General features: G+C 67.9%; 18 protein-coding genes. 10 read left to right on the forward strand and 8 right to left on the reverse strand.

Annotated features, from left to right (window positions below; all coding sequences use genetic code 11):
• The first annotated feature begins 116 nt into the window (after positions 1 to 116).
• From BCM27_RS04120 to purB, 3 genes are all read left to right on the forward strand, one after another.
• Positions 117 to 710, forward strand: coding sequence for a TetR/AcrR family transcriptional regulator (locus BCM27_RS04120; protein WP_174316846.1), 594 nt, complete (start codon positions 117 to 119; stop codon positions 708 to 710).
• A gap of 86 nt (positions 711 to 796) precedes the next feature.
• Positions 797 to 1,198 carry a hypothetical protein gene (locus BCM27_RS04125; RefSeq protein WP_033206513.1) on the forward strand — a complete coding sequence of 134 codons (402 nt, stop codon included), beginning with the start codon at positions 797 to 799 and terminating at the stop codon, positions 1,196 to 1,198.
• A gap of 75 nt (positions 1,199 to 1,273) precedes the next feature.
• The gene (gene purB / locus BCM27_RS04130) at positions 1,274 to 2,701 is read left to right on the forward strand and encodes an adenylosuccinate lyase (protein WP_004020630.1); all 1,428 of its coding nucleotides are present in this window, start codon (positions 1,274 to 1,276) and stop codon (positions 2,699 to 2,701) included.
• A 258-nt stretch (positions 2,702 to 2,959) separates the two neighbouring features.
• Here purB and BCM27_RS04135 read toward each other — a convergent pair whose 3' ends face one another.
• Entirely contained in the window at positions 2,960 to 3,247 is a 288-nt protein-coding gene (locus BCM27_RS04135) for an Rdx family protein (RefSeq protein WP_004020629.1), read from the reverse strand.
• A gap of 89 nt (positions 3,248 to 3,336) precedes the next feature.
• Here BCM27_RS04135 and BCM27_RS04140 point away from each other — a divergent pair, with 89 nt between their 5' ends.
• Positions 3,337 to 4,233, forward strand: coding sequence for a phosphoribosylaminoimidazolesuccinocarboxamide synthase (locus tag BCM27_RS04140; RefSeq protein WP_004020628.1), 897 nt, complete (start codon positions 3,337 to 3,339; stop codon positions 4,231 to 4,233).
• Positions 4,233 to 6,416 (forward strand): S9 family peptidase, encoded by a 2,184-nt coding sequence (locus BCM27_RS04145; protein WP_004020627.1) that lies wholly within the window; start codon positions 4,233 to 4,235, stop codon positions 6,414 to 6,416. The genes BCM27_RS04140 and BCM27_RS04145 overlap by 1 nt, the downstream gene beginning before the upstream one ends.
• Before the next feature lie 72 nt (positions 6,417 to 6,488).
• Here the strand turns inward: BCM27_RS04145 and BCM27_RS04150 are convergent, their stop codons facing one another.
• Both BCM27_RS04150 and BCM27_RS04155 read right to left on the reverse strand, forming a co-directional pair.
• The gene (locus BCM27_RS04150; RefSeq protein ID WP_033206496.1) at positions 6,489 to 8,036 is read right to left on the reverse strand and encodes a DHA2 family efflux MFS transporter permease subunit; all 1,548 of its coding nucleotides are present in this window, start codon (positions 8,034 to 8,036) and stop codon (positions 6,489 to 6,491) included.
• Between the two features lie 138 nt (positions 8,037 to 8,174).
• On the reverse strand, positions 8,175 to 8,681 hold the full coding sequence (locus BCM27_RS04155; protein WP_033206493.1) for a MarR family winged helix-turn-helix transcriptional regulator: 507 nt from the start codon (positions 8,679 to 8,681) through the stop codon (positions 8,175 to 8,177).
• A gap of 126 nt (positions 8,682 to 8,807) precedes the next feature.
• Between BCM27_RS04155 and BCM27_RS04160 the strand changes: the two genes are divergently transcribed.
• The 4 genes from BCM27_RS04160 to BCM27_RS04175 all read left to right on the forward strand — a co-directional run bounded on the left by BCM27_RS04160 (position 8,808) and on the right by BCM27_RS04175 (position 11,622).
• The gene (locus BCM27_RS04160; RefSeq protein WP_004020747.1) at positions 8,808 to 9,290 is read left to right on the forward strand and encodes a glutathione peroxidase; all 483 of its coding nucleotides are present in this window, start codon (positions 8,808 to 8,810) and stop codon (positions 9,288 to 9,290) included.
• Between the two features lie 95 nt (positions 9,291 to 9,385).
• Positions 9,386 to 9,625 (forward strand): phosphoribosylformylglycinamidine synthase subunit PurS, encoded by a 240-nt coding sequence (gene purS / locus BCM27_RS04165; RefSeq protein ID WP_004020746.1) that lies wholly within the window; start codon positions 9,386 to 9,388, stop codon positions 9,623 to 9,625.
• A 9-nt stretch (positions 9,626 to 9,634) separates the two neighbouring features.
• Positions 9,635 to 10,315 (forward strand): phosphoribosylformylglycinamidine synthase subunit PurQ, encoded by a 681-nt coding sequence (gene purQ / locus BCM27_RS04170; RefSeq protein ID WP_004020745.1) that lies wholly within the window; start codon positions 9,635 to 9,637, stop codon positions 10,313 to 10,315.
• A gap of 14 nt (positions 10,316 to 10,329) precedes the next feature.
• On the forward strand, positions 10,330 to 11,622 hold the full coding sequence (locus BCM27_RS04175) for a M18 family aminopeptidase (RefSeq protein WP_033206510.1): 1,293 nt from the start codon (positions 10,330 to 10,332) through the stop codon (positions 11,620 to 11,622).
• A gap of 421 nt (positions 11,623 to 12,043) precedes the next feature.
• On the opposite strand, the gene BCM27_RS04180 is transcribed toward BCM27_RS04175, so the two are convergent.
• Positions 12,044 to 12,808, reverse strand: a complete 765-nt coding sequence (locus BCM27_RS04180; RefSeq protein WP_033204357.1) for a lytic transglycosylase domain-containing protein — start codon at positions 12,806 to 12,808, stop codon at positions 12,044 to 12,046.
• A 215-nt stretch (positions 12,809 to 13,023) separates the two neighbouring features.
• Entirely contained in the window at positions 13,024 to 14,334 is a 1,311-nt protein-coding gene (locus BCM27_RS04185) for a hypothetical protein (RefSeq protein ID WP_004020742.1), read from the reverse strand.
• Between the two features lie 117 nt (positions 14,335 to 14,451).
• Between BCM27_RS04185 and BCM27_RS04190 the strand changes: the two genes are divergently transcribed.
• Positions 14,452 to 14,925 (forward strand): anthrone oxygenase family protein, encoded by a 474-nt coding sequence (locus BCM27_RS04190; protein WP_004020741.1) that lies wholly within the window; start codon positions 14,452 to 14,454, stop codon positions 14,923 to 14,925.
• 1 nt (position 14,926) lies between these two features.
• Here BCM27_RS04190 and BCM27_RS04195 read toward each other — a convergent pair whose 3' ends face one another.
• The 3 genes from BCM27_RS04195 to BCM27_RS04205 all read right to left on the reverse strand — a co-directional run bounded on the left by BCM27_RS04195 (position 14,927) and on the right by BCM27_RS04205 (position 17,766).
• Positions 14,927 to 16,258 (reverse strand): VOC family protein, encoded by a 1,332-nt coding sequence (locus tag BCM27_RS04195; protein WP_004020740.1) that lies wholly within the window; start codon positions 16,256 to 16,258, stop codon positions 14,927 to 14,929.
• Positions 16,255 to 16,794: an RNA polymerase sigma factor gene (locus BCM27_RS04200; RefSeq protein WP_004020739.1), complete on the reverse strand. Its 540-nt coding sequence runs from the start codon at positions 16,792 to 16,794 to the stop codon at positions 16,255 to 16,257. The genes BCM27_RS04195 and BCM27_RS04200 overlap by 4 nt, the downstream gene beginning before the upstream one ends.
• 87 nt (positions 16,795 to 16,881) lie before the next feature.
• Positions 16,882 to 17,766, reverse strand: a complete 885-nt coding sequence (locus tag BCM27_RS04205; protein ID WP_004020738.1) for an alpha/beta fold hydrolase — start codon at positions 17,764 to 17,766, stop codon at positions 16,882 to 16,884.
• Positions 17,767 to 17,810: the final 44 nt, after the last annotated feature.

A 17,810-nucleotide genomic window follows, 5' to 3' on the forward strand; every position in this document is an offset into this window, starting at 1 on the left:
CCCCGGTCGCGCGTTGCCGGAGGTCAGCGGACTTATACGGGAATCAGACTGTGTGTGCATCGCTTTGGTGAAAGCGATACGGCGGTACCGGCCCTTTGGCAGCATGAACATCCATGATGACCTCGGCGGCGACACCCAAGGGTGTGCGGCGGCGGTCTCGATTGATCGAGGCTGCCGGCGAGCTGTTGCTCGAAGGCGGCTTCGACGCCGTACGTCATCGCGCGGTGGCCGAGCGGGCGCAACTCCCGCTGGCGTCGACGACCTACTATTTCGGCTCCCTCGACGACTTGATGGCCGAGGCCGCCGCCCACCTGTGCGCCCACGACGAGACCGCAGTCTCCGCCCGCTGCAACGCTCTTCCGCGCCGGCATCGCGGGAGCACGGCGACGGCGGCCGCGCTCGCCGACGTCTTCGTCGGCTCCGACACGACACTCCAGCAACTGTCCGCGCGGTACGAGATGATCGCGCTCGCGGCGCGTCACCCCCTTTTGCGCGACGTCGTCGCCGCGCGCGGACAGTCGCTGGCGTTTCATCACTGCGAGGTCCTGGTCAAATCTCACCGCGTCGCCGACCCGGTGCACATCGCGCAACTGATCGGCATCGAGGACGGTGCCATCGTCGGCGCGCTGGCCCAGACCGCGGTCCGGCCCGTCGATGCGGTGCGCGACGCACTACTCGATGTCGTCGACGTCCTCGCACCGCGTGAGTGACCGCGACGAACCTCGCGAATAGGCCGCGCCATCGGGGCGACGATGACACGATGGGGCGTCAGGTCACCGACGGGGAAGGGGATCGAATGTCGGGACGACGCTGGATGGTGAGGATCGGGGTCGCGCTCGGCGCGGCGATGATGAGCACGACCGCGCTCCTGGTGCCGACGGCACAGGCGGCGCCGGCCGGCCGGGTCGATGCATCGGTCCCGCTCTCCTCGGCGGTCTACGGCACCGGCTGTACGTATCCGCTGACCGTGGCCGTCAACTCCTCCGGCTGGGTGGAGTTCTTCGAGGTCAAGGCGGGCTTGCCGCCACGCTTCGTGGGACGCGACCTGCCCCAGGGTGCGCTAGCCTCCACCACCTGGGTCCCGCAGCGCATCGGTGACAAATACCTGTACGCGGTGCAGAACGGGAAGGTCTCTCAGCCGACGTTCGTCCGCGTTCGGCAGGGCTACGGGTCGAACGGATCGTGCGTGGCCTTCTGACGCGGACCGACGTCTCACCACAGGCGGCCCGAGCAGGGTTTCGGTCTGACCTCGGTCGCGACCTACACTGACCGGGTGTCGAAGCCCGTCATCGCCAACGTCCTGGCCAGCCGCTATGCCTCCGCCGATCTCGCCGAACTGTGGTCGGCGAGCACCAAGATCGAGCTCGAACGGCGACTGTGGATCGCGGTCCTCAAGGCGCAGCGCGACCTCGGCATCGACGTACCGGCCGACGCCATCGCCGACTACGAGCGCGTCGTCGACCAGGTCGAACTCGCATCCATCGCCGAACGTGAACGGGTCACCCGCCACGATGTGAAGGCCCGGATCGAGGAGTTCAACGCCCTGTCCGGCCACGAGCAGATCCACAAGGGCATGACCAGCCGCGACCTCACCGAGAACGTCGAGCAGCTGCAGATCCTGCGTTCGCTCGAACACGTCCACGCCCACGGCGTGGCAGTGCTCGCGCGCATCGTCGCACGCGCCGCCGACTACTCGTCGACGGTGATGGCCGGACGCAGTCACAACGTTGCCGCCCAGGCCACCACGCTCGGCAAGCGGTTCGCCTCGGCCGCCGACGAGCTGATGATCGCGCTCACCCGGTTGCGCGAACTCATCGACCGCTACCCGCTGCGCGGGATCAAGGGGCCGATGGGCACCTCGCAGGACATGCTCGACCTGCTCGGCGGCGACGCGGTGAAGCTCGCCGACCTCGAGGGCCGGGTCGCCGATCACCTCGGGTTCGCCCGCTCGTTCACCTCGGTCGGCCAGATCTATCCGCGGTCGCTCGACCACGACGTGGTGTCGGCACTCGTGCAGCTGGCGGCCGCGCCGTCGTCGCTGGCCCACACCATCCGGCTGATGGCGGGCCACGAGCTGGTCACCGAGGGCTTCCAGCCCGGTCAGGTCGGCAGCTCGGCGATGCCGCACAAGATGAACACCCGCAGCTGCGAACGCGTCAACGGGCTCGCGGTCGTACTCCGCGGATACGGCTCGATGGCCGCCGAACTGGCGGGCGCGCAGTGGAACGAGGGCGACGTCTTCTGCTCGGTCGTCCGTCGCGTGGCCCTGCCCGACGCGTTCTTCGCGATCGACGGACTGATGGAGACCTTCCTGACGGTGCTCGACGAGTTCGGCGCCTACCCGGCCGTGATCGCCAACGAACTCGACCGTTATCTGCCGTTCCTCGCGACCACCAAGGTCCTGATGGCCGCGGTGCGCGCCGGCGTCGGGCGGGAGACCGCGCACGAGGCGATCAAGGAGAACGCGGTCGCGGTCGCGCTCGCCATGCGGGAGGAGGGACGCGAACCCGACCTCCTCGACCGGCTCGCCGCCGACGACCGTATCCCGCTCGACCGCGCGCAGCTCGACGCGTTGCTGACCGACAAGACGGCCTTCGTCGGTGCCGCCGAACAGCAGGTCGCCGACGTCATCGCGGCCGCGGAGAAGATCATCGGGCAGTACCCCGACGCCGCGGGCTACTCGCCGGCGCCGATCCTGTAGCTCTCCGCAGACCTAAACATCTGCGGCCTGACGGCCGTCGTGGACTGCGAAAGAACTCGTTGTGCTTGGAGCGAGCCCAACTACTGCTCCCTGAGGAGGCCGGAGCTTGCGGAGGCCGTCACGAAGGGTCTTGGTGAGATGGGTCGCCAAACCCTTCGTGGCTCGTCGCTATCGCTCCTCGCACCTCAGGGAGCAATGGGGGTAGCTTTTTTCGGATTAGGGAGCAGTGTGTGCGGCTCCTCGAACCAGGGAACGGGGTCACTCCGGCGCGGTGACGTCGGAGTGCCCGAGGTTCCAGTCCGGGAGCGCGGTGTCGCGCACGCGACGCTTGAGTTCGGGAGCACCGGGGAAGCCGCCGTCGCGCTTGCGTTCCCAGATCTGGGTGCCGTCGACGTCGATGACGAACACCCCGCCGGTGCCGGGGACGAGGGTCACCGAGCCGATCTCGGTGCCGAAGGTGTTCAGCAGTTCCGAGGCCATCCAGGACGCCCGCAGCAGCCAGTTGCACTGCGTGCAGTAGGTGATGGTGATGTGCGGCTCGCTCATCGGTCCAGGATCGCAGAACCCGGACCCCACGGCTGGACGGGTGGTCCCTGCCGCCCCGCGGGGTCACCTCACCCTCTAGGGTCGAGTCCATGCGTCCTGAACTGCAGTCCTACCGTCATCTGGCGTCGGGGAAGGTCCGCGAGATCTACGAGATCGACGCCGACACCCTGCTGCTGGTGGCGTCCGACCGGATCTCGGCCTACGACCACATCCTCAGTCCCGCGATTCCCGACAAGGGGCGCATCCTGACCGCGATGAGCTTCTACTGGTTCGACGAGCTCGGCGTGCCCAACCATTTGGCCGGCGGACCCACCGACGAACGGATCCCGGCGTCGGTCGTAGGCCGGTCGATGGTGGTCCGTCGACTGCCGATGGTGCAGGTCGAATGCGTTGCCCGCGGCTACCTGACCGGCTCGGGCCTGCTCGACTACCAGGCGACCGGGTCGGTGTGCGGCGTCGAACTGCCGGCGGGACTGGCGGAGGCGAGCAAGCTCCCCGAACCGATCTTCACGCCGGCCACCAAGGCCGAGCAGGGTGAGCACGACGAGAACATCAGTTTCGAGCGGGTCGTCGAGCAGGAGGGGGAGGAGTTGGCGCAGGCGCTACGATCGGCCACCCTCGACATCTACGCCCGCGGCGCCGCCGTCGCCGCCCAGCGCGGAATCATCCTGGCCGACACCAAATTCGAGTTCGGCCGCGGGGCCGACGGTGAACTCGTCCTGGCCGATGAGGTGCTCACCCCCGACTCGTCGCGGTACTGGGAGGCCGCCACCTACGAGGCCGGCAAGGTGCAGCCCAGCTTCGACAAGCAGATCGTGCGGAACTGGCTCACCGGTGCCGAATCCGGGTGGGACCGGGCCTCCGATGTCGCGCCGCCGCCGTTGCCCGACGACGTCGTCGACCGCACGAGGCAGCGCTATATCGATGCCTACGAATGGATCTCGCGAAAGTCCTTCGCCGACTGGCCCGATGCAGAGGTGATCTGATGACCGACGAGAAGCAGGACGCGACCGCTCCGGTGGTGACCCCGCCGGTCGCCAAGAAGGTGCCCGCCGAGCGCACCCACCATGGTGACACCTTCGTCGACGACTACGAATGGTTGCGCGACAAGGACGATCCCGAGGTGATCGCCTACCTCGAGGCACAGAACGCCTTCACCGAATCGCAGACCGCCCAACTGGCGGACCTGCGCGCCCAGATCTTCGGCGAGATCAAGAGTCGCACCAAGGAAACCGACATGTCGGTGCCCAACCGGCGCGGCCGATACTGGTACTACGGGCGAACCCATGAGGGCAAACAGTATTCGACGTCCTGCCGGTGTCCGATCCGGTCCGACGACGACTGGACCCCGCCGGAGGTCGGCGACGACCCGCTGCCCGGCGAGGAGATCCTGCTCGACGCCAACGTCGAGGCAGAGGGCCATGACTTCTTCAGCCTCGGCGCGCTGACCGTCAGCGACGACGGGAACTGGCTCGCCTACAGCATCGACGTCGTCGGAGACGAGCGTTACACGCTGCGGGTGAAAGACCTTCGGAGTGGCGAGTTGCTTCCCGACGAGGTGCGCGACACCTCGGGCGGGGCGGTCTGGTCGGCGGACGCCCGGCACGTCTTCTATTCGACGGTCGACGCCGCGTGGCGTCCGGACACGGTGTGGCGCCACGACATCGGCGCCGGGACATCGGACGTCAAGGTCTTCCACGAGCCGGACGAACGGTTCTGGGTCGGGATGGGCACCACGCGGAGTGACAAGTTCCTGGTCATCGGCGTCGGTTCGAAGATCACGTCGGAGAGCTACCTGCTCGCCGCCGACGATCCCACCGGCGAATTCCGCAGCGTCGCACCACGAGTGGAAGGCGTCGAGTACAGCGTCGAGCATGCCGTCATCGACGGTGCCGACTACCTGGTCATCGTCCACAACGGAGTCGGGGCCGGGGAGGACCGCGACGGCGCGAAGGCGGAGAACTTCGCCATCGATCTCGCGCCGGTTGCCGACCCGTCGGACCGGCGACCGCTCATCGCGCACGATCCGCAGCGCCGGATCGAGGACCTCGACGCCTTCGCGGACTACCTGGTCCTGTCCTACCGCCGGGATGCGCTGCCGCGGTTGGCGATCGCCGACCTCAGACAGATCGACGGCATCCCGGCCGAGTCGGACTTCCGGGAGGTCACCTTCGATCAGGAGCTGAGTTCGGCGGGCCTCGGGGCCAACCCGGAATGGCGTGCCCCCAAGCTGCGCATCGGGTACGGCAGTTTCATCGAGCCGGCCGAACTGTTCGAACTCGACGTCGCCTCCGGTGAGCGGACCCTGCTCAAGCGGCAGCCGGTGCTGGGCGGTTACGACCCGGCCGATTACGTCCAGTCCCGGGAGTGGGCCGTCGCCGACGACGGCACCCGGATCCCGCTGTCGGTGGTGCGCCGCAAGGAGACCGACGCCGCCACACCCGCGCCGTTGCTGCTGTACGGCTACGGCTCCTACGAGGCGAGCATCGACCCGTACTTCTCGGTGGCGCGACTGTCGATGCTCGACCGCGGCATGGTGTTCGTCCTGGCCCACATCCGTGGCGGTGGCGAGATGGGTCGCCACTGGTACGAGAACGGCAAAGAGCTCAGCAAGCGCAACACCTTCACCGACTTCGTCGCGGCGGCCCGCCATCTCGTCGACGCCGGGTGGACGACGCCGCAGCAGATGGTCGCCGAGGGCGGGTCCGCGGGTGGGTTGCTGATGGGCGCGGTGGCCAACCTGGCGCCCGAGCTGTTCAACGGGATCCTGGCGTCGGTGCCGTTCGTCGACGCACTCAACTCGATCCTCGATCCGTCGCTGCCCCTCACGGTGATCGAGTGGGACGAATGGGGTGACCCGTTGCACGACCCCGAGGTCTACCGGTACATGAAGACCTACACGCCCTACGAGAACGTCGACGCCAAGCCGTACCCGCCCATCCTCGCGCAGACGTCGCTGAACGACACCCGGGTGCTGTTCACCGAGGCGGCGAAATGGGTTGCGCGGCTTCAGGAAAAGACGACCTCCGACAATCCGGTCCTGCTCAAGACCGAGATGTCGGCCGGTCACGGCGGCGTCAGCGGACGCTACAAGCAGTGGGAAGAAGTCGCCTTCGAGCTGGCGTGGATCCTCCAGCAGTCGGGTGCGCTCGACACCTCCGCTTGTTGAGCTTGTCGAAACCACCCAAAGCCCCGTCCGACTTCGCGTCGGACGGGGCTTTGTGATGTCAAAGAGACGAGGTCAGTGCATCATGATCGGCCCGCGGTCCAGGTCCTCTTCGGTCAGCTGGGAGGCGATCTTCTTGCGGGGCAGGAAGAACGCGGGGATCAGCGTGAGCACGATCAGGACAACCGAGATGGTGAACGTGTTGGAGAACACGTCTGCGGCTGTCTCGAAGAACGACTGCGGCAGCGGGTCCGGCACTCCCGGCGGCAACGGTGCGTCGGAGGTGTTGGCCATGATCGCCAGTCCCGCCTCGGGGCGGCTCGCGAGGCTGCTGGCCAGGATCACCGAGATCACCGCGGTACCGATCGAGGTCGCCGACTGCTGGATCACGTTGAGCAGCGTCGAGCCGTCGGGAACCTGGGAGTTCTTCAGGGTGGCCAGGGCCGAGGACATGATCGGCATCATCGTCATGCCCATGCCGAGACCCTGCACGAACAGCGACCCGCAGATCAGCCAGTAGGACGTGTCCGAGCCGAGGAACATGAACGTACTCAGGCCCAGCACGATCAGGACGATGCCGGCGAGCACGAACTTGCCCGGCCCCATCTTGTCGGTGAGGCGGCCGGCGATCGGCATGGTGAGCATGGCGCCGATTCCCTGCGGTGCCAGCAGCAGGCCGGCGGCCAGCGTGGACTCACCGCGCACGCCGATGAAGTACTGCGGGAACAGCAGCGCCGCACCGAAGAACGCGATCATGAACAGCACCATGGTGACGACCGAGATGCTGAGTGTGCGGTTGGCGAACAACCGCAGGTCGAGCAGCGGGTTCTTCTTGCGCAGGGCGTGGAAGATGAAGGCGCCGATGAGGATCGCGCCGACGATGGTCGGCACGAGGACCGAGGCCGTCACGAAGGTCCGGTGCTCGGCGCTCGAGGAGATGCCGAACAGGAAGAGTGCGAGGCCCGGCGAGAGCAGGAGCAGGCCGACGACGTCGATCGAGGAGCGCTTGGTCTCGGCGTCGTCGCGCAGGACGATCCAGGAGAAGATCAGGGCGCCGATGCCGATCGGGACGTTGATCAGGAAGATCCAGTGCCAGCTGAGCTGCTCGATGAGGACGCCGCCCAGGATCGGGCCCGAGATCGGGCCGAGGAGCATCGGGATACCGAGGACGGCCATGACCGAGCCGACCCGCTCGGGTCCGGCGGCCTTGGTCAGCATCATCATGCCGATGGGCATCAGCATGCCGCCGCCGAGGCCCTGGATCACGCGGAACGCGACGAGCATCCCGATGTTCGGCGCCAGCGCACACAGCACCGATCCGAGGGTGAACAGGACCAGGGAGACGAGGTAGACCTTCTTGGTGCCGAAACGTGAAGCGGCCCAGCTCGACAGCGGGATCACCGCGGCCAGCGCCAGGGTGTAGCCGGTCGCGGTCCAGGCGGCGCCCGCGGCATCGGTGCCGAATTCCTGCTGGAAGGTGTTCTGCGCGACGGCCACCACGGTGACGTCGAGGATCGACATGATCGCACCGAGCACGACCACGCCGGCGACCATGAGGACGTGTCGGTCCAGTTTGGTGTCCGGTGGGCCCTCGTGCAGGTGGCCACCTGTGGATGAAGTCATTCGGGTGTTCCTATCGGTCGGACGAGAAATGAGCGTGCCGCGGTCACCCGCGGGGTGATCGTCTGTCGGGCTCGGTCGACCCGTGCGGGGTCGAGTGAGGCGGTCAGGGGATCAGTGGGTCGATGTCGAGGCGAGGGGTCATGACGCCTGCCGTCCATCGGAGGGCAGACAGAAATGGTCGACGGCGTCGTCGACGATCGGACGCAGGGCCGCGCAGAGGTTGTCCCGCATGTCTGTCGGCAGGTTGGCGACGAAGTGCCGGATGGTCCCGCGCTTCACGGCCAGGTGGGTCTCGAGGTAGCGCCGCCCCGCGTCGGTGAGGGAGATGCGCTTGACCCGTCGGTCGGACGGGTCCTCGCGACGGTCGACCAGATCGCAGCCGACCAGTTTGTCCACCGTCCGGCCCGCGGCTGCGAGCGACAGCTGTACCTGATCGGCGATGGCGTTCACCGACATCGGGCCGGGCTGGCAGGCGAGTGCGGAGAGGATGCGCAACTGGGAGAACGTGATGTCGGTGGCTGCCAAGCTCTCCAGTGTCCCCGGCCGGCCCAGGTCGATGAGCCGCTCGAGGAAAGCGTTGAGCGCCGTCGAGGCAGCGTTCACCGACTCGTCGGCACCGCTGTACGACCTGCAATCTCCGGACACCCGAAGATGCTAACCCGAATGCAACTATTGCAGAAACGCAATTAAGCGTGACCTTGGGCATACGTCGTGCAGACCTGTGACCCACGTCTCCGGATGAACCGGCGGGCGCGGTCTAATCTGACATTCATGGCCAACATCAAGGACATCCCGGTTTCCGCCCTCGACGGCTCCGACGTCTCGCTGAACGACTTCGGCGGTCCGCTTCTCGTCGTGAACGTCGCCAGCAAGTGCGGACTCACCCCGCAGTACGCCGGCCTCGAAGAGCTCGCGAAGACGTACGGCGACAAGGGCCTCACCGTCGTCGGAGTGCCCTGCAACCAGTTCATGGGACAGGAGCCCGGCACCGCCGAGGAGATCGCCACCTTCTGCTCGGCGACCTACGGTGTGACGTTCCCGCTGCTGGAGAAGACCGACGTGAACGGCGACGATCGCCACCCGCTGTATGCCGAACTCACCCGGCACGCCGATGCCGACGGCGAGGCGGGTGACATCCAATGGAACTTCGAGAAGTTTCTCGTCAACGCCGACGGTGAGGTCGTCAACCGCTTCCGTCCGCGCACCGAGCCCACCGACCCGACGGTCATCGCCGCCATCGAATCCGTGCTCTGAGGCGATTTGGCGCACCCGGTAAGCTGACCGGCGTGAACTGATCGGGAATCACCGATCAGGCGACAACCGACCAGCAGACATTTGAGGAGCGGTCCATGGCGCGAGTGGTGGTCGACGTGATGCCCAAAGCCGAGATTCTCGACCCCCAGGGCCAGGCCATCGTCGGCGCCCTGGGCCGGCTCGGGTTCAGCGGTATCGGCGACGTCCGTCAGGGCAAGCGATTCGAACTCGAGGTCGACGACTCGGTGGATGACACGACACTCGAGCGCATCGCCGAAGAACTCCTGACCAACACGGTCATCGAGAACTTCAACGTCTCGCGCGTCGCGGAGTAGAGGACAGCCATGACAGCTCGTATCGGGGTCATCACCTTCCCCGGAACCCTCGACGACGTCGACGCGGCCCGCGCGGTCCGGCTCGCCGGTGCCGAGCCGGTGTCGTTGTGGCACGGCGACGCCGACCTCAAGGGAGTCGACGCGATCATCGTGCCCGGCGGCTTCTCATACGGCGACTACCTGCGTGCGGGTGCCATCGCGCGGTTCGCGCCGGTCATGGGTTCGGTTGTCGAGGCAGCGGGCAAGGGGATGCCGATTCTCGGTATCTGCAACGGTTTCCAGGTGCTCTGTGAGGCCGGGCTGCTGCCGGGTGCCCTCACCCGCAACGAGGGGCTGCACTTCATCTGTCGCGACGAGTGGCTGCGCGTCGAGTCGAACACCACCGCATGGACGACCCGCTTCGAGCAGGGCGCGGAGATCCTGATCCCGCTCAAGTCGGGCGAGGGTCGTTACGTGGCCTCGCAGCGCAAGCTCGAGGAGCTCGAAGGGGAGGGCCTGGTCGTGTTCCGGTTCCCGGAGCGCAACCCCAACGGCTCGGCCCTCGAGATCGCCGGGATCTCCAGTCCCAACGGACGGATCGTCGGCCTGATGCCGCACCCCGAGCACGCCACCGAGCCGCTCACCGGTCCGAGCGACGACGGTCTCGGACTCTTCTACTCGGTGATCGACTCGGTTCTCGCCTCGGTGTGAGCGCAGCTTCGCCGATGAGTGCGTCCGCCCGGATCCCGACCAGCGCGACCGCGCGTGGGCTCGGAGAATTCGTCGATGCGTCCCCGTCGCCGTTCCACGTCTGTGCGACGGTGGCTCGGGAACTCGAGAACGCCGGCTACACACGGCTTTTCGAGGACCGGGAGTGGGCGGAAGCCGACCTGAGCGCGCCGTCGGCGCGGCATTTCGTGATCCGCGGCGGCTCCATCATCGCGTGGGAGACCGGGCAGGCCGGAGCCTTCCGCATCGTCGGCGGGCACACCGACAGCCCCAACCTGCGGCTCAAGCAGCATCCGGACCGTTCGTCGGCCGGGGTTGCGATGGTCGCGCTCGAGCCCTATGGCGGCGCCTGGCTCAACTCGTGGCTGGACCGCGATCTGGGCCTGTCCGGCCGCCTCGCATACCGGTCGGGAAACTCGGTGGCGCACACGCTGGTTCACGTGACCGAGCCGATCGTGCGGGTGCCCCAGCTCGCGATCCATCTGGCCGAGGATCGCAAGGGTGTCTCGCTCGATCCGCAGCGGCACGTCAACGCCGTGTGGGGGATCGGCGACGAGGTGCCCGACGTCCTGGGCTGGGTGTCGGAGCATGCGGGGATCGATCCCGATGCGCTCCTCGGCTGGGAACTCATGACCCACGACGTGGCACCGTCGGCGATCATCGGTGCCGACGGAAACCTGCTCAGCGCACCCCGATTGGACAACCAGGGCACCTGCTACGCGGGTATGCGGGCCCTGCTCGACGCCAGGTCGTCGACGAATACGAAGATGCTGGTGCTGTTCGACCACGAAGAGGTCGGCAGCGGTTCCGAGCGCGGCGCGGCGTCGGACTTCCTGGGTTCGATCTGTGAGCGAATCGTGCTGGCGCGGGGCGGATCACGTGCGGACTTCCTTCGGACGATGGCGGCGAGCGTCTGCCTGTCCGGGGACATGGCCCACGCGACCCACCCGAACTATCCCGAACGGCACGAACCCGGCCACCGCATCTCGATCGGCGGCGGCCCGGTGCTCAAGGTGAACCAGAATCTGCGCTACGCGTCGGATGCGATGGGCGAAGCCATCTTCGCGCTCGCCTGCGATGCAGCGGGGGTGCCGATGCAGCGGTACGTCCACCGGGCGGATCTGCCGTGCGGCTCGACGATCGGGCCGATCACGGCATCACGGACGGGCCTCACGACGATCGATGTAGGCGCGCCGCAACTCGCGATGCACTCCGCGCGCGAGCTCATGGGCGCCGACGACGTGCCGATGTATTCGGCTGCGCTGCAGGCGTTCCTGACGCAGGACTGACGGGCGAAGGCCGTACCTGCGGCCTGTCGGCCGTCGTGGAACACGAAAGAACCGCCAGCTGGTGGCGAGTTTTTCTGCTCCCTGAGGTGCGAGCGAAGCGAGCCGCGAAGGGTTCGCGAGGTATCTCACCAGGCCCTTCGTGGCTCGTCGCTTACGCTCCTCGCACCTCAGGGAGCAGTGGGGCTCGTCGCTTGCGCTCCTCGCACCTCAGGGAGCAGTGGGGCTCGTCGCTTGCGCTCCTCGCACCTCAGGGAGCGGTGGGGGCGTCGTTTGCGCTCCTCGCACCTTAGGGAGCAGTGGGGCTCGTCGCTTGCGCTCCTCGCACCTCAGGGAGCAGTGGGGCTCGTCGCTTGCGCTCCTCGCACCTCAGGGAGCGGTGGGGGCGTCGTTTGCGCTCCTCGCACGTCCGGGAGCGGTGCGATCAGTATTCGCGGGCGAACCCGAGGACCTTGTTCACGTAGTCCATCGAGTTGTTGTACCGCAGCACGGCAGTCACCAGTGAGGACGAGTCCCGCAGGTCGAGGTCTTCGTCGCACAAGTAGTTCGCGGTGGTCAGCGCGGCGTCGAAGATGTTCTGCGGGTCGGACTTTCCGTCGCCGTTGCCGTCGGCGGCGTACATCTTCCACGTCGACGGCAGGAATTGCATCGGGCCGACCGCGCGGTCGTAGACCGGGTCGCCGTCGAGCTCGCCGCGGTCGGTGTCCCCGATGACCTGGTTGCCGGCGAGGGAACCGTCGAGGCGCGGGCCGAAGATCGCGCTGCGCAGCACCCCGTCGGGGTTCACGTTGCCCTGGTCGGCGTGATGGGACTCGACGCGACCGATCCCGGCGATGACCTTCCAGTCGATCCCGCAGCGTGGATGAGTGCTCGTGACGGCCTTCGCAGCGGACTCATAGGCGTCGTAGTTGGTCACCGGCACCGCGCCGGTCGTCACGCTGGCCGGGCGGACCGGTGGCGGCGGGGGAGTCGGAGCGATCGGGTGTGCCCGGACGGCCGGCGTCACCGACGGGGGCGCGGTGGTGGCCTCGGCCGCGGGCTGGGGTGCCGACACCGGCGTCGGCGCCAACGTGTGACCGGAGAGCTCGGCCCCGGCCGTGGCCGCGCCGGCGAGAACGCCCACCGGCAGGAGGGCGGTGGCCCACAACGGTGTGCGTGACCTCTTCCGTGGCTTGGAGTGCTTACCCAAAACTGATCGACCTCGCGTGTACATCTCGTGGTTCGTGCTTGCGGAACCGAGCCGACCGTACACGCGGCCGTGAGCAAAGCGTTACCTTGTCGTGATCAATTCAGGTCTGGACTCGTCGGCACGTTAGTGTCGTCGCAGGTGAGCGATGGGCCGAAAGTCCTCTGTGAGACGGCCCACAGAGACGGTTGACGATGCAAGGATCGGGGCAGCGGCGGTCAGTTCGGCCGCAGCACCGACAACGTGCTGCCCTCGCTGACGGCGATGTATCCGTCGACGACCCGGACGAGACCGGGAGACGACAGACCGCGCTCCCAGGCGGCGGTGTTGGCCGGGGTGAGTCCGGTCAGTACTCCCTGATTGACGAGGACCATGGTGGTGCCGCTGGAACCGACGCACCGCGGGTTGGCGAGGATCGGCTGTTGCGGACCGGGCGGCGGCCCGCTGCCGACGTGCGTGCCGTCGGCGAGTGCATACGTCGTGCGCGAACCGTCGAGGCGGCCGAAGTTGACGAGGGAGCCGCACGCGACGGCATTGGCCTTGGACAGTTCGCCGTCGCGGATCTGCCACAGCGCGCCCGGGCGCGCCGGATCGCGTACCTCGTACTGGCCCTCCGCGGCGAACACCCGGTTCGCGGCGTTGAGGACGGGCAGGGTCGACGGCCCCGGCAGCACGCGCAGGCCGTCGGCCTCGGCGACCGGATCGGCGTCGACCCGCCCGTTCACGGTCGCGTAGGTGACGACCTTCTCCTCGCCGTACGCCTGATGGTCGACGGTCACGCCATTCGGGTAGAGCCTGATGGAGCACTGGTCGCAGCCGATGCGGTCCTCCCCGGTGGCCGGGTTGACCAGATGCTGACTGGCGTCGGCGGTCTTGATGATCACGATGTCGCCGGTGACGTCGATGCCGACGATCGGCGCCGCGAACGTCCGCGCCCAGATGCTCTTGCCGGCCGGGGTGTTGAGCGTGACCTGGTGCCCGACCCGGTTGACACGCAGGAAGTTGGTGCCGAGCCCCTCGACGGCCTTGGTGTCGAGGTACTCCGCCGTGCGGGTCGGGAGCCCGGCGTCGTCGACGAGGTAGAAACCGTCCTCGAGCGGGGTGCCCAGCTGTACCGCGCAACCGACCTGGCCCGCCTCGTTGACCGCGCAGTCGCCCTGCCCCGCGTTGATCGGGTTGTCCCACAGCAATTTTCCGGTACGGCGGTCGACCATCACGAACGAGCGTCCCAATCCGGACGGGTACGTGATGAGCCACCCCTCGTCGGAGGTGTCGGCGATCTCGATGGTGACCTCGCCGGAGTAGTCGGGCAGGTCCTCCTGGCCGACGATCGTCCACGCCGTTCCCGGTTCGCGTTCGTATCCGCGCAGCTCTCCGTACGCGTACTCGCCGTCGTCGGTTCGGGCGTCGCCGCTCGCGAGCACCACGCCGCCGGTCAGGACCAGCGCGGCGCACAGGACGACGACGATGGTCCCGATGCCGAACGGCAGACGCGCGGACAGGGCCCGGACGCGAGAGCGAGAGGACATGGACAAGAGTCAACCATGACGGTGGTGGCCGCTCCGGAGTCGGGAGTCCGACGTCGGAGCAGGAAATCCGTCGGTCCGGTCATGGTTTTCCGGCGTGTGACGCGCTGGACTGTTCCCATGGACGTGGTGCGCGACGTGATGGTGACCCTGGCGATCGTGACCACCGGACTCAGCGCCGGTGTGCTGGCGGGATTCGGCTATGCCGTGATCCCCGGTCTGACCCGGGCCGGTGCCGACGTGGCGGTCGCGGGGATGCAGCGGATGAACAGTGCCATCCTCAACCCCGTCTTCGCGGTGATCTTCGGCGGCGGCGTGGTGTTCGGGGCTCTGACCGTCTGGGCCGGCTGGGGATCGGGCCTTCGCTGGTGGGCCCTCGCCGCGACGATCCTCACCGCACTCGGCGTCGTCATCACGGTGGCCGTCAACGTCCCCGCCAACGACCGCCTCGACGCTGCCGGTGCGGTTCGCGGTGACGAGGCGGTGCAGGTCTGGTCGCGGTTCACGGCCGTCTGGGTGTCGTGGAACATCGTGCGTTCCGTGCTGACCACCGCCGCCGTGGTGGTGTTGGTCGTCGGGGTACTCGTGGGGTGACTCAGAACAACTGCCCGAGGTAGAACTGTGCGCCCTGGTCGTCGGTGCAGCGCGCCGAGATGCCGTACGGTGCGGTGTTCGGTTCCTCGAGCACCGTGCCGCCGGCGGCACGGACGCGCTCGACCGCGGCGACCACGTCCTCGGTCGTCCACATCGGCACCGCCACCGAGCTCTCTGCGCCACCGGCGAGACCGACCTGCGGCCGGGAGTCGTCCACTTCCCAGCCGTCGTCGATGCGTCCGCCGTGGAATGTCCAGCCGAGCACCGACCCGTAGAACGCGCGGAAGCGGCCGCTGTCGGGAGTCAGCACCGTCAGATAGGTCATGGCCCCGGGATCGCGCGGGTGTGTCTGCGGCCGGACGTCGCCGGGCTCGGGGGCGTAGACCGCGAAGCGGACGCCCTGGTCGTCGACGGCGTCGACGACGCGGTGACCGTCGGGACTGGCGCCGAACTCACCCTGTCCGCCTGCCGCGACGATGCGCCCATGGGCCGCGTCGAGGTCGTCGACGGCATACGCGCAGAACATCGTCGGCGCACCGTCGGTCTCGAAGACGCCGAGTCGGTGGCCCACGTTGGTGACGCGCCTTCCCTCGACGTCGAACTCCCAGCCGAGGACGGCGCCGTAGAAGCGCCGGGCGCGGGCGGCGTCGGGCGTGTTGAGGGACATGTAACCGATGTCGCCCTGGTGGACCGTTTCGGCGGTCGTGATCTTCGACGGTCCGCTCAGCATCCACCGGTGTCCGAACGGATCGACGATGACCGCCGTGCGGGTGCCGTGGGCCTCGTACGGTTCGCGGGTGACCGCGGCCCCGGCGCGGGCGGCCGTCGAGACCGCGTCATCGGTGTCGTCGACGGCGACCATCAGGCTGACCGACACCTGCCCGGGTGCGGGCGCCCGGAGTCCGAGGTCGGGGAACTCGGCGGCGAGATAGATTGCACCCCCGCCCAACTCGAGTTCGGCATGACCGATCACGCCGTCCGACATCACGATCGGCTCGCCGCGCAGCCGGGCGCCGAGCGCCTCGACGTACCAGTCGATCGCGGCCTGCGGTTCGGCGACGACGAGATAGGGGAGGGCGCCGGGACGTTCGACGGTCGGTTCCGTCTCGACCCCGGTACCGGCCGACGTGGTCTCGGGTACGTCGAGTTGTGTTGCGGTGGCCATGACGACTCCTTCGGGTAGTGTCACCCCGCGCTCGAGGCGATCACGCAGCGCATCGGCGAAATCGCGGTCGGGACGGACCGGATCGTCGAAGCCCGGGGTGCTCGCCGCGTTCAGGACGTGCAGCGGATCTCGTGTCGCGTCGAAACGCGAGCTGTTCCGGGTACTCATGCGTGACCTCCTCTCCCGCTGGGCTGGGGTTGTGTCTCGGGATAGGCGGCACGGAACGCGCGCTTGGCCCTGGTGAGAAGCGCCTCGGTCGCGCCGACCGTGCGGCCCAGGATCTCCGCGCACTCACCGACGGGGAGATCGTCGACGTAGCGCAGGGTCAGGACCGATCGATGGACCGGCGACAGCTGGCCGAGAGTGTGGTGGGCGACCATCCGGTCGAGTTCGGTGTCCCAGGGGTCGTCGCCGCGTTCGGGTAGGTTGTCGACGGGCTCTGGGGTGCGCTGGGCGCGTCGCCAGTGGTCGGCGAGCTTGTGCCGGGCGATCCCGATCAGCCACGGGGTGGTCGGTTCGGTCTCCCGGCGTCGTCGGACCGAGTCCATCGCGGCCAGAAAGGTCTCCGACGTGACGTCTTCGGCGGTTCGACGATCCGTGCAGCGGCGCACGACGAAGCCGTACACCTCCGGCAGTGCCTGGTCGTAGACGGCCAGCAATCCCTCTGGTCCCCGGGCCGACGAACCCGGTTGGTCGCTGCTCACATCTCTATCGTCGCGGCCCGGCACCGAAATCCGACGCCGGTGGCGGAAATTCTTTCGACCGCTCGACTTCGAGCACCGTCCCGACGGTCAGGGCGAGGTGAGATCGCCGACGGTGAGCTCGGCGATCTGGTCGGCGAGGGCCACCGGCTGATCGAGGGACACGAAGGTCCGCGCGTCGGGAACCTCGACGAATTGCGCGCGGCCGGGGAAGGCCGCGGCCAGCCGACGTCCGTGCGCCGGGGTGAAGCATCGGTCGTCGCGCCCCCAGACCAGGCGGACCGGGAGGTCGACACCCGACATCCGCGGGGTGATCTCCGCCAGTTCGGCCGGACTGATGCCTCGCAGGAATGCGATGAAGTCGTCGCGGATGCGTTCGTCGGTCTGTAGCGGCTCGAACACCGAGCCGGTGAGTTCCGGATCGGGATCGTTCAGCAGCAGACCGACCCCCAGTGCCGAATGGCGCAACGCGCGCAGTCGCATCGCGACGGCCAGGGGCTTCAGCAGCACCCGATTCCTCATCAGCGCGAAGTACAGGCGGAACGGCTGCGGCGGGAAGAGATCGAACGCATCGCAGTTCGTGAACACCAGCCGGCTGACGAATCGTGGGTCGTCGTCGAGGGCGAACTGGGTGATGGCGCCGCCGGAGTCGTTGGCCACGAGGGTGGCGGGGGACAGGTCGAAGCGGGCGACGAACTCACGTAGGAGCCGGCTCATCCCGCGCGGTGACCGGTCCGCTCCGGGCCCGAGCGGAAGGTGATGAGACCCCAGGGGCATGAGGGGGACGAAGCACCTGAATCCGCGTTCGGCGAGCAGGAGTGCGGTCGGTTCCCACAGCCGATGGTCGACGACGGCACCGTGGACGAAGACGACGGGCGGGTGCCCGGAGTCGGCGGGTCCGTAGGTGGCGTACTCGATGACGCCGGACGGCAGCTCGACGGTCGGCAACTCGGAGGCCGGCAGTGCAGTTGTCATGGCGAGGCCCGCTTCTCGTAGACTCGGTAACTTACGAACACTGA

Origin of the sequence: Gordonia terrae, from assembly GCF_001698225.1 — a bacterium.
Classification (GTDB): Bacteria; Actinomycetota; Actinomycetes; order Mycobacteriales; family Mycobacteriaceae; genus Gordonia; species Gordonia terrae.

Coding starts and splice junctions, on each gene's coding strand:
- BCM27_RS04150 (WP_033206496.1), bottom strand. CDS start 8,036: ATGACTTCATCCACAGGTGGCCACCTGCACGAGGGCCCACCGGACACC.
- BCM27_RS04185 (WP_004020742.1), bottom strand. CDS start 14,334: ATGTCCTCTCGCTCTCGCGTCCGGGCCCTGTCCGCGCGTCTGCCGTTC.
- BCM27_RS04145 (WP_004020627.1), top strand. CDS start 4,233: ATGACCGACGAGAAGCAGGACGCGACCGCTCCGGTGGTGACCCCGCCG.
- BCM27_RS04190 (WP_004020741.1), top strand. CDS start 14,452: ATGGACGTGGTGCGCGACGTGATGGTGACCCTGGCGATCGTGACCACC.
- BCM27_RS04140 (WP_004020628.1), top strand. CDS start 3,337: ATGCGTCCTGAACTGCAGTCCTACCGTCATCTGGCGTCGGGGAAGGTC.
- BCM27_RS04195 (WP_004020740.1), bottom strand. CDS start 16,258: ATGAGTACCCGGAACAGCTCGCGTTTCGACGCGACACGAGATCCGCTG.
- BCM27_RS04135 (WP_004020629.1), bottom strand. CDS start 3,247: ATGAGCGAGCCGCACATCACCATCACCTACTGCACGCAGTGCAACTGG.
- BCM27_RS04205 (WP_004020738.1), bottom strand. CDS start 17,766: ATGACAACTGCACTGCCGGCCTCCGAGTTGCCGACCGTCGAGCTGCCG.
- BCM27_RS04125 (WP_033206513.1), top strand. CDS start 797: ATGTCGGGACGACGCTGGATGGTGAGGATCGGGGTCGCGCTCGGCGCG.
- purQ (WP_004020745.1), top strand. CDS start 9,635: ATGACAGCTCGTATCGGGGTCATCACCTTCCCCGGAACCCTCGACGAC.
- BCM27_RS04175 (WP_033206510.1), top strand. CDS start 10,330: ATGAGTGCGTCCGCCCGGATCCCGACCAGCGCGACCGCGCGTGGGCTC.
- BCM27_RS04160 (WP_004020747.1), top strand. CDS start 8,808: ATGGCCAACATCAAGGACATCCCGGTTTCCGCCCTCGACGGCTCCGAC.
- BCM27_RS04120 (WP_174316846.1), top strand. CDS start 117: ATGACCTCGGCGGCGACACCCAAGGGTGTGCGGCGGCGGTCTCGATTG.
- purS (WP_004020746.1), top strand. CDS start 9,386: ATGGCGCGAGTGGTGGTCGACGTGATGCCCAAAGCCGAGATTCTCGAC.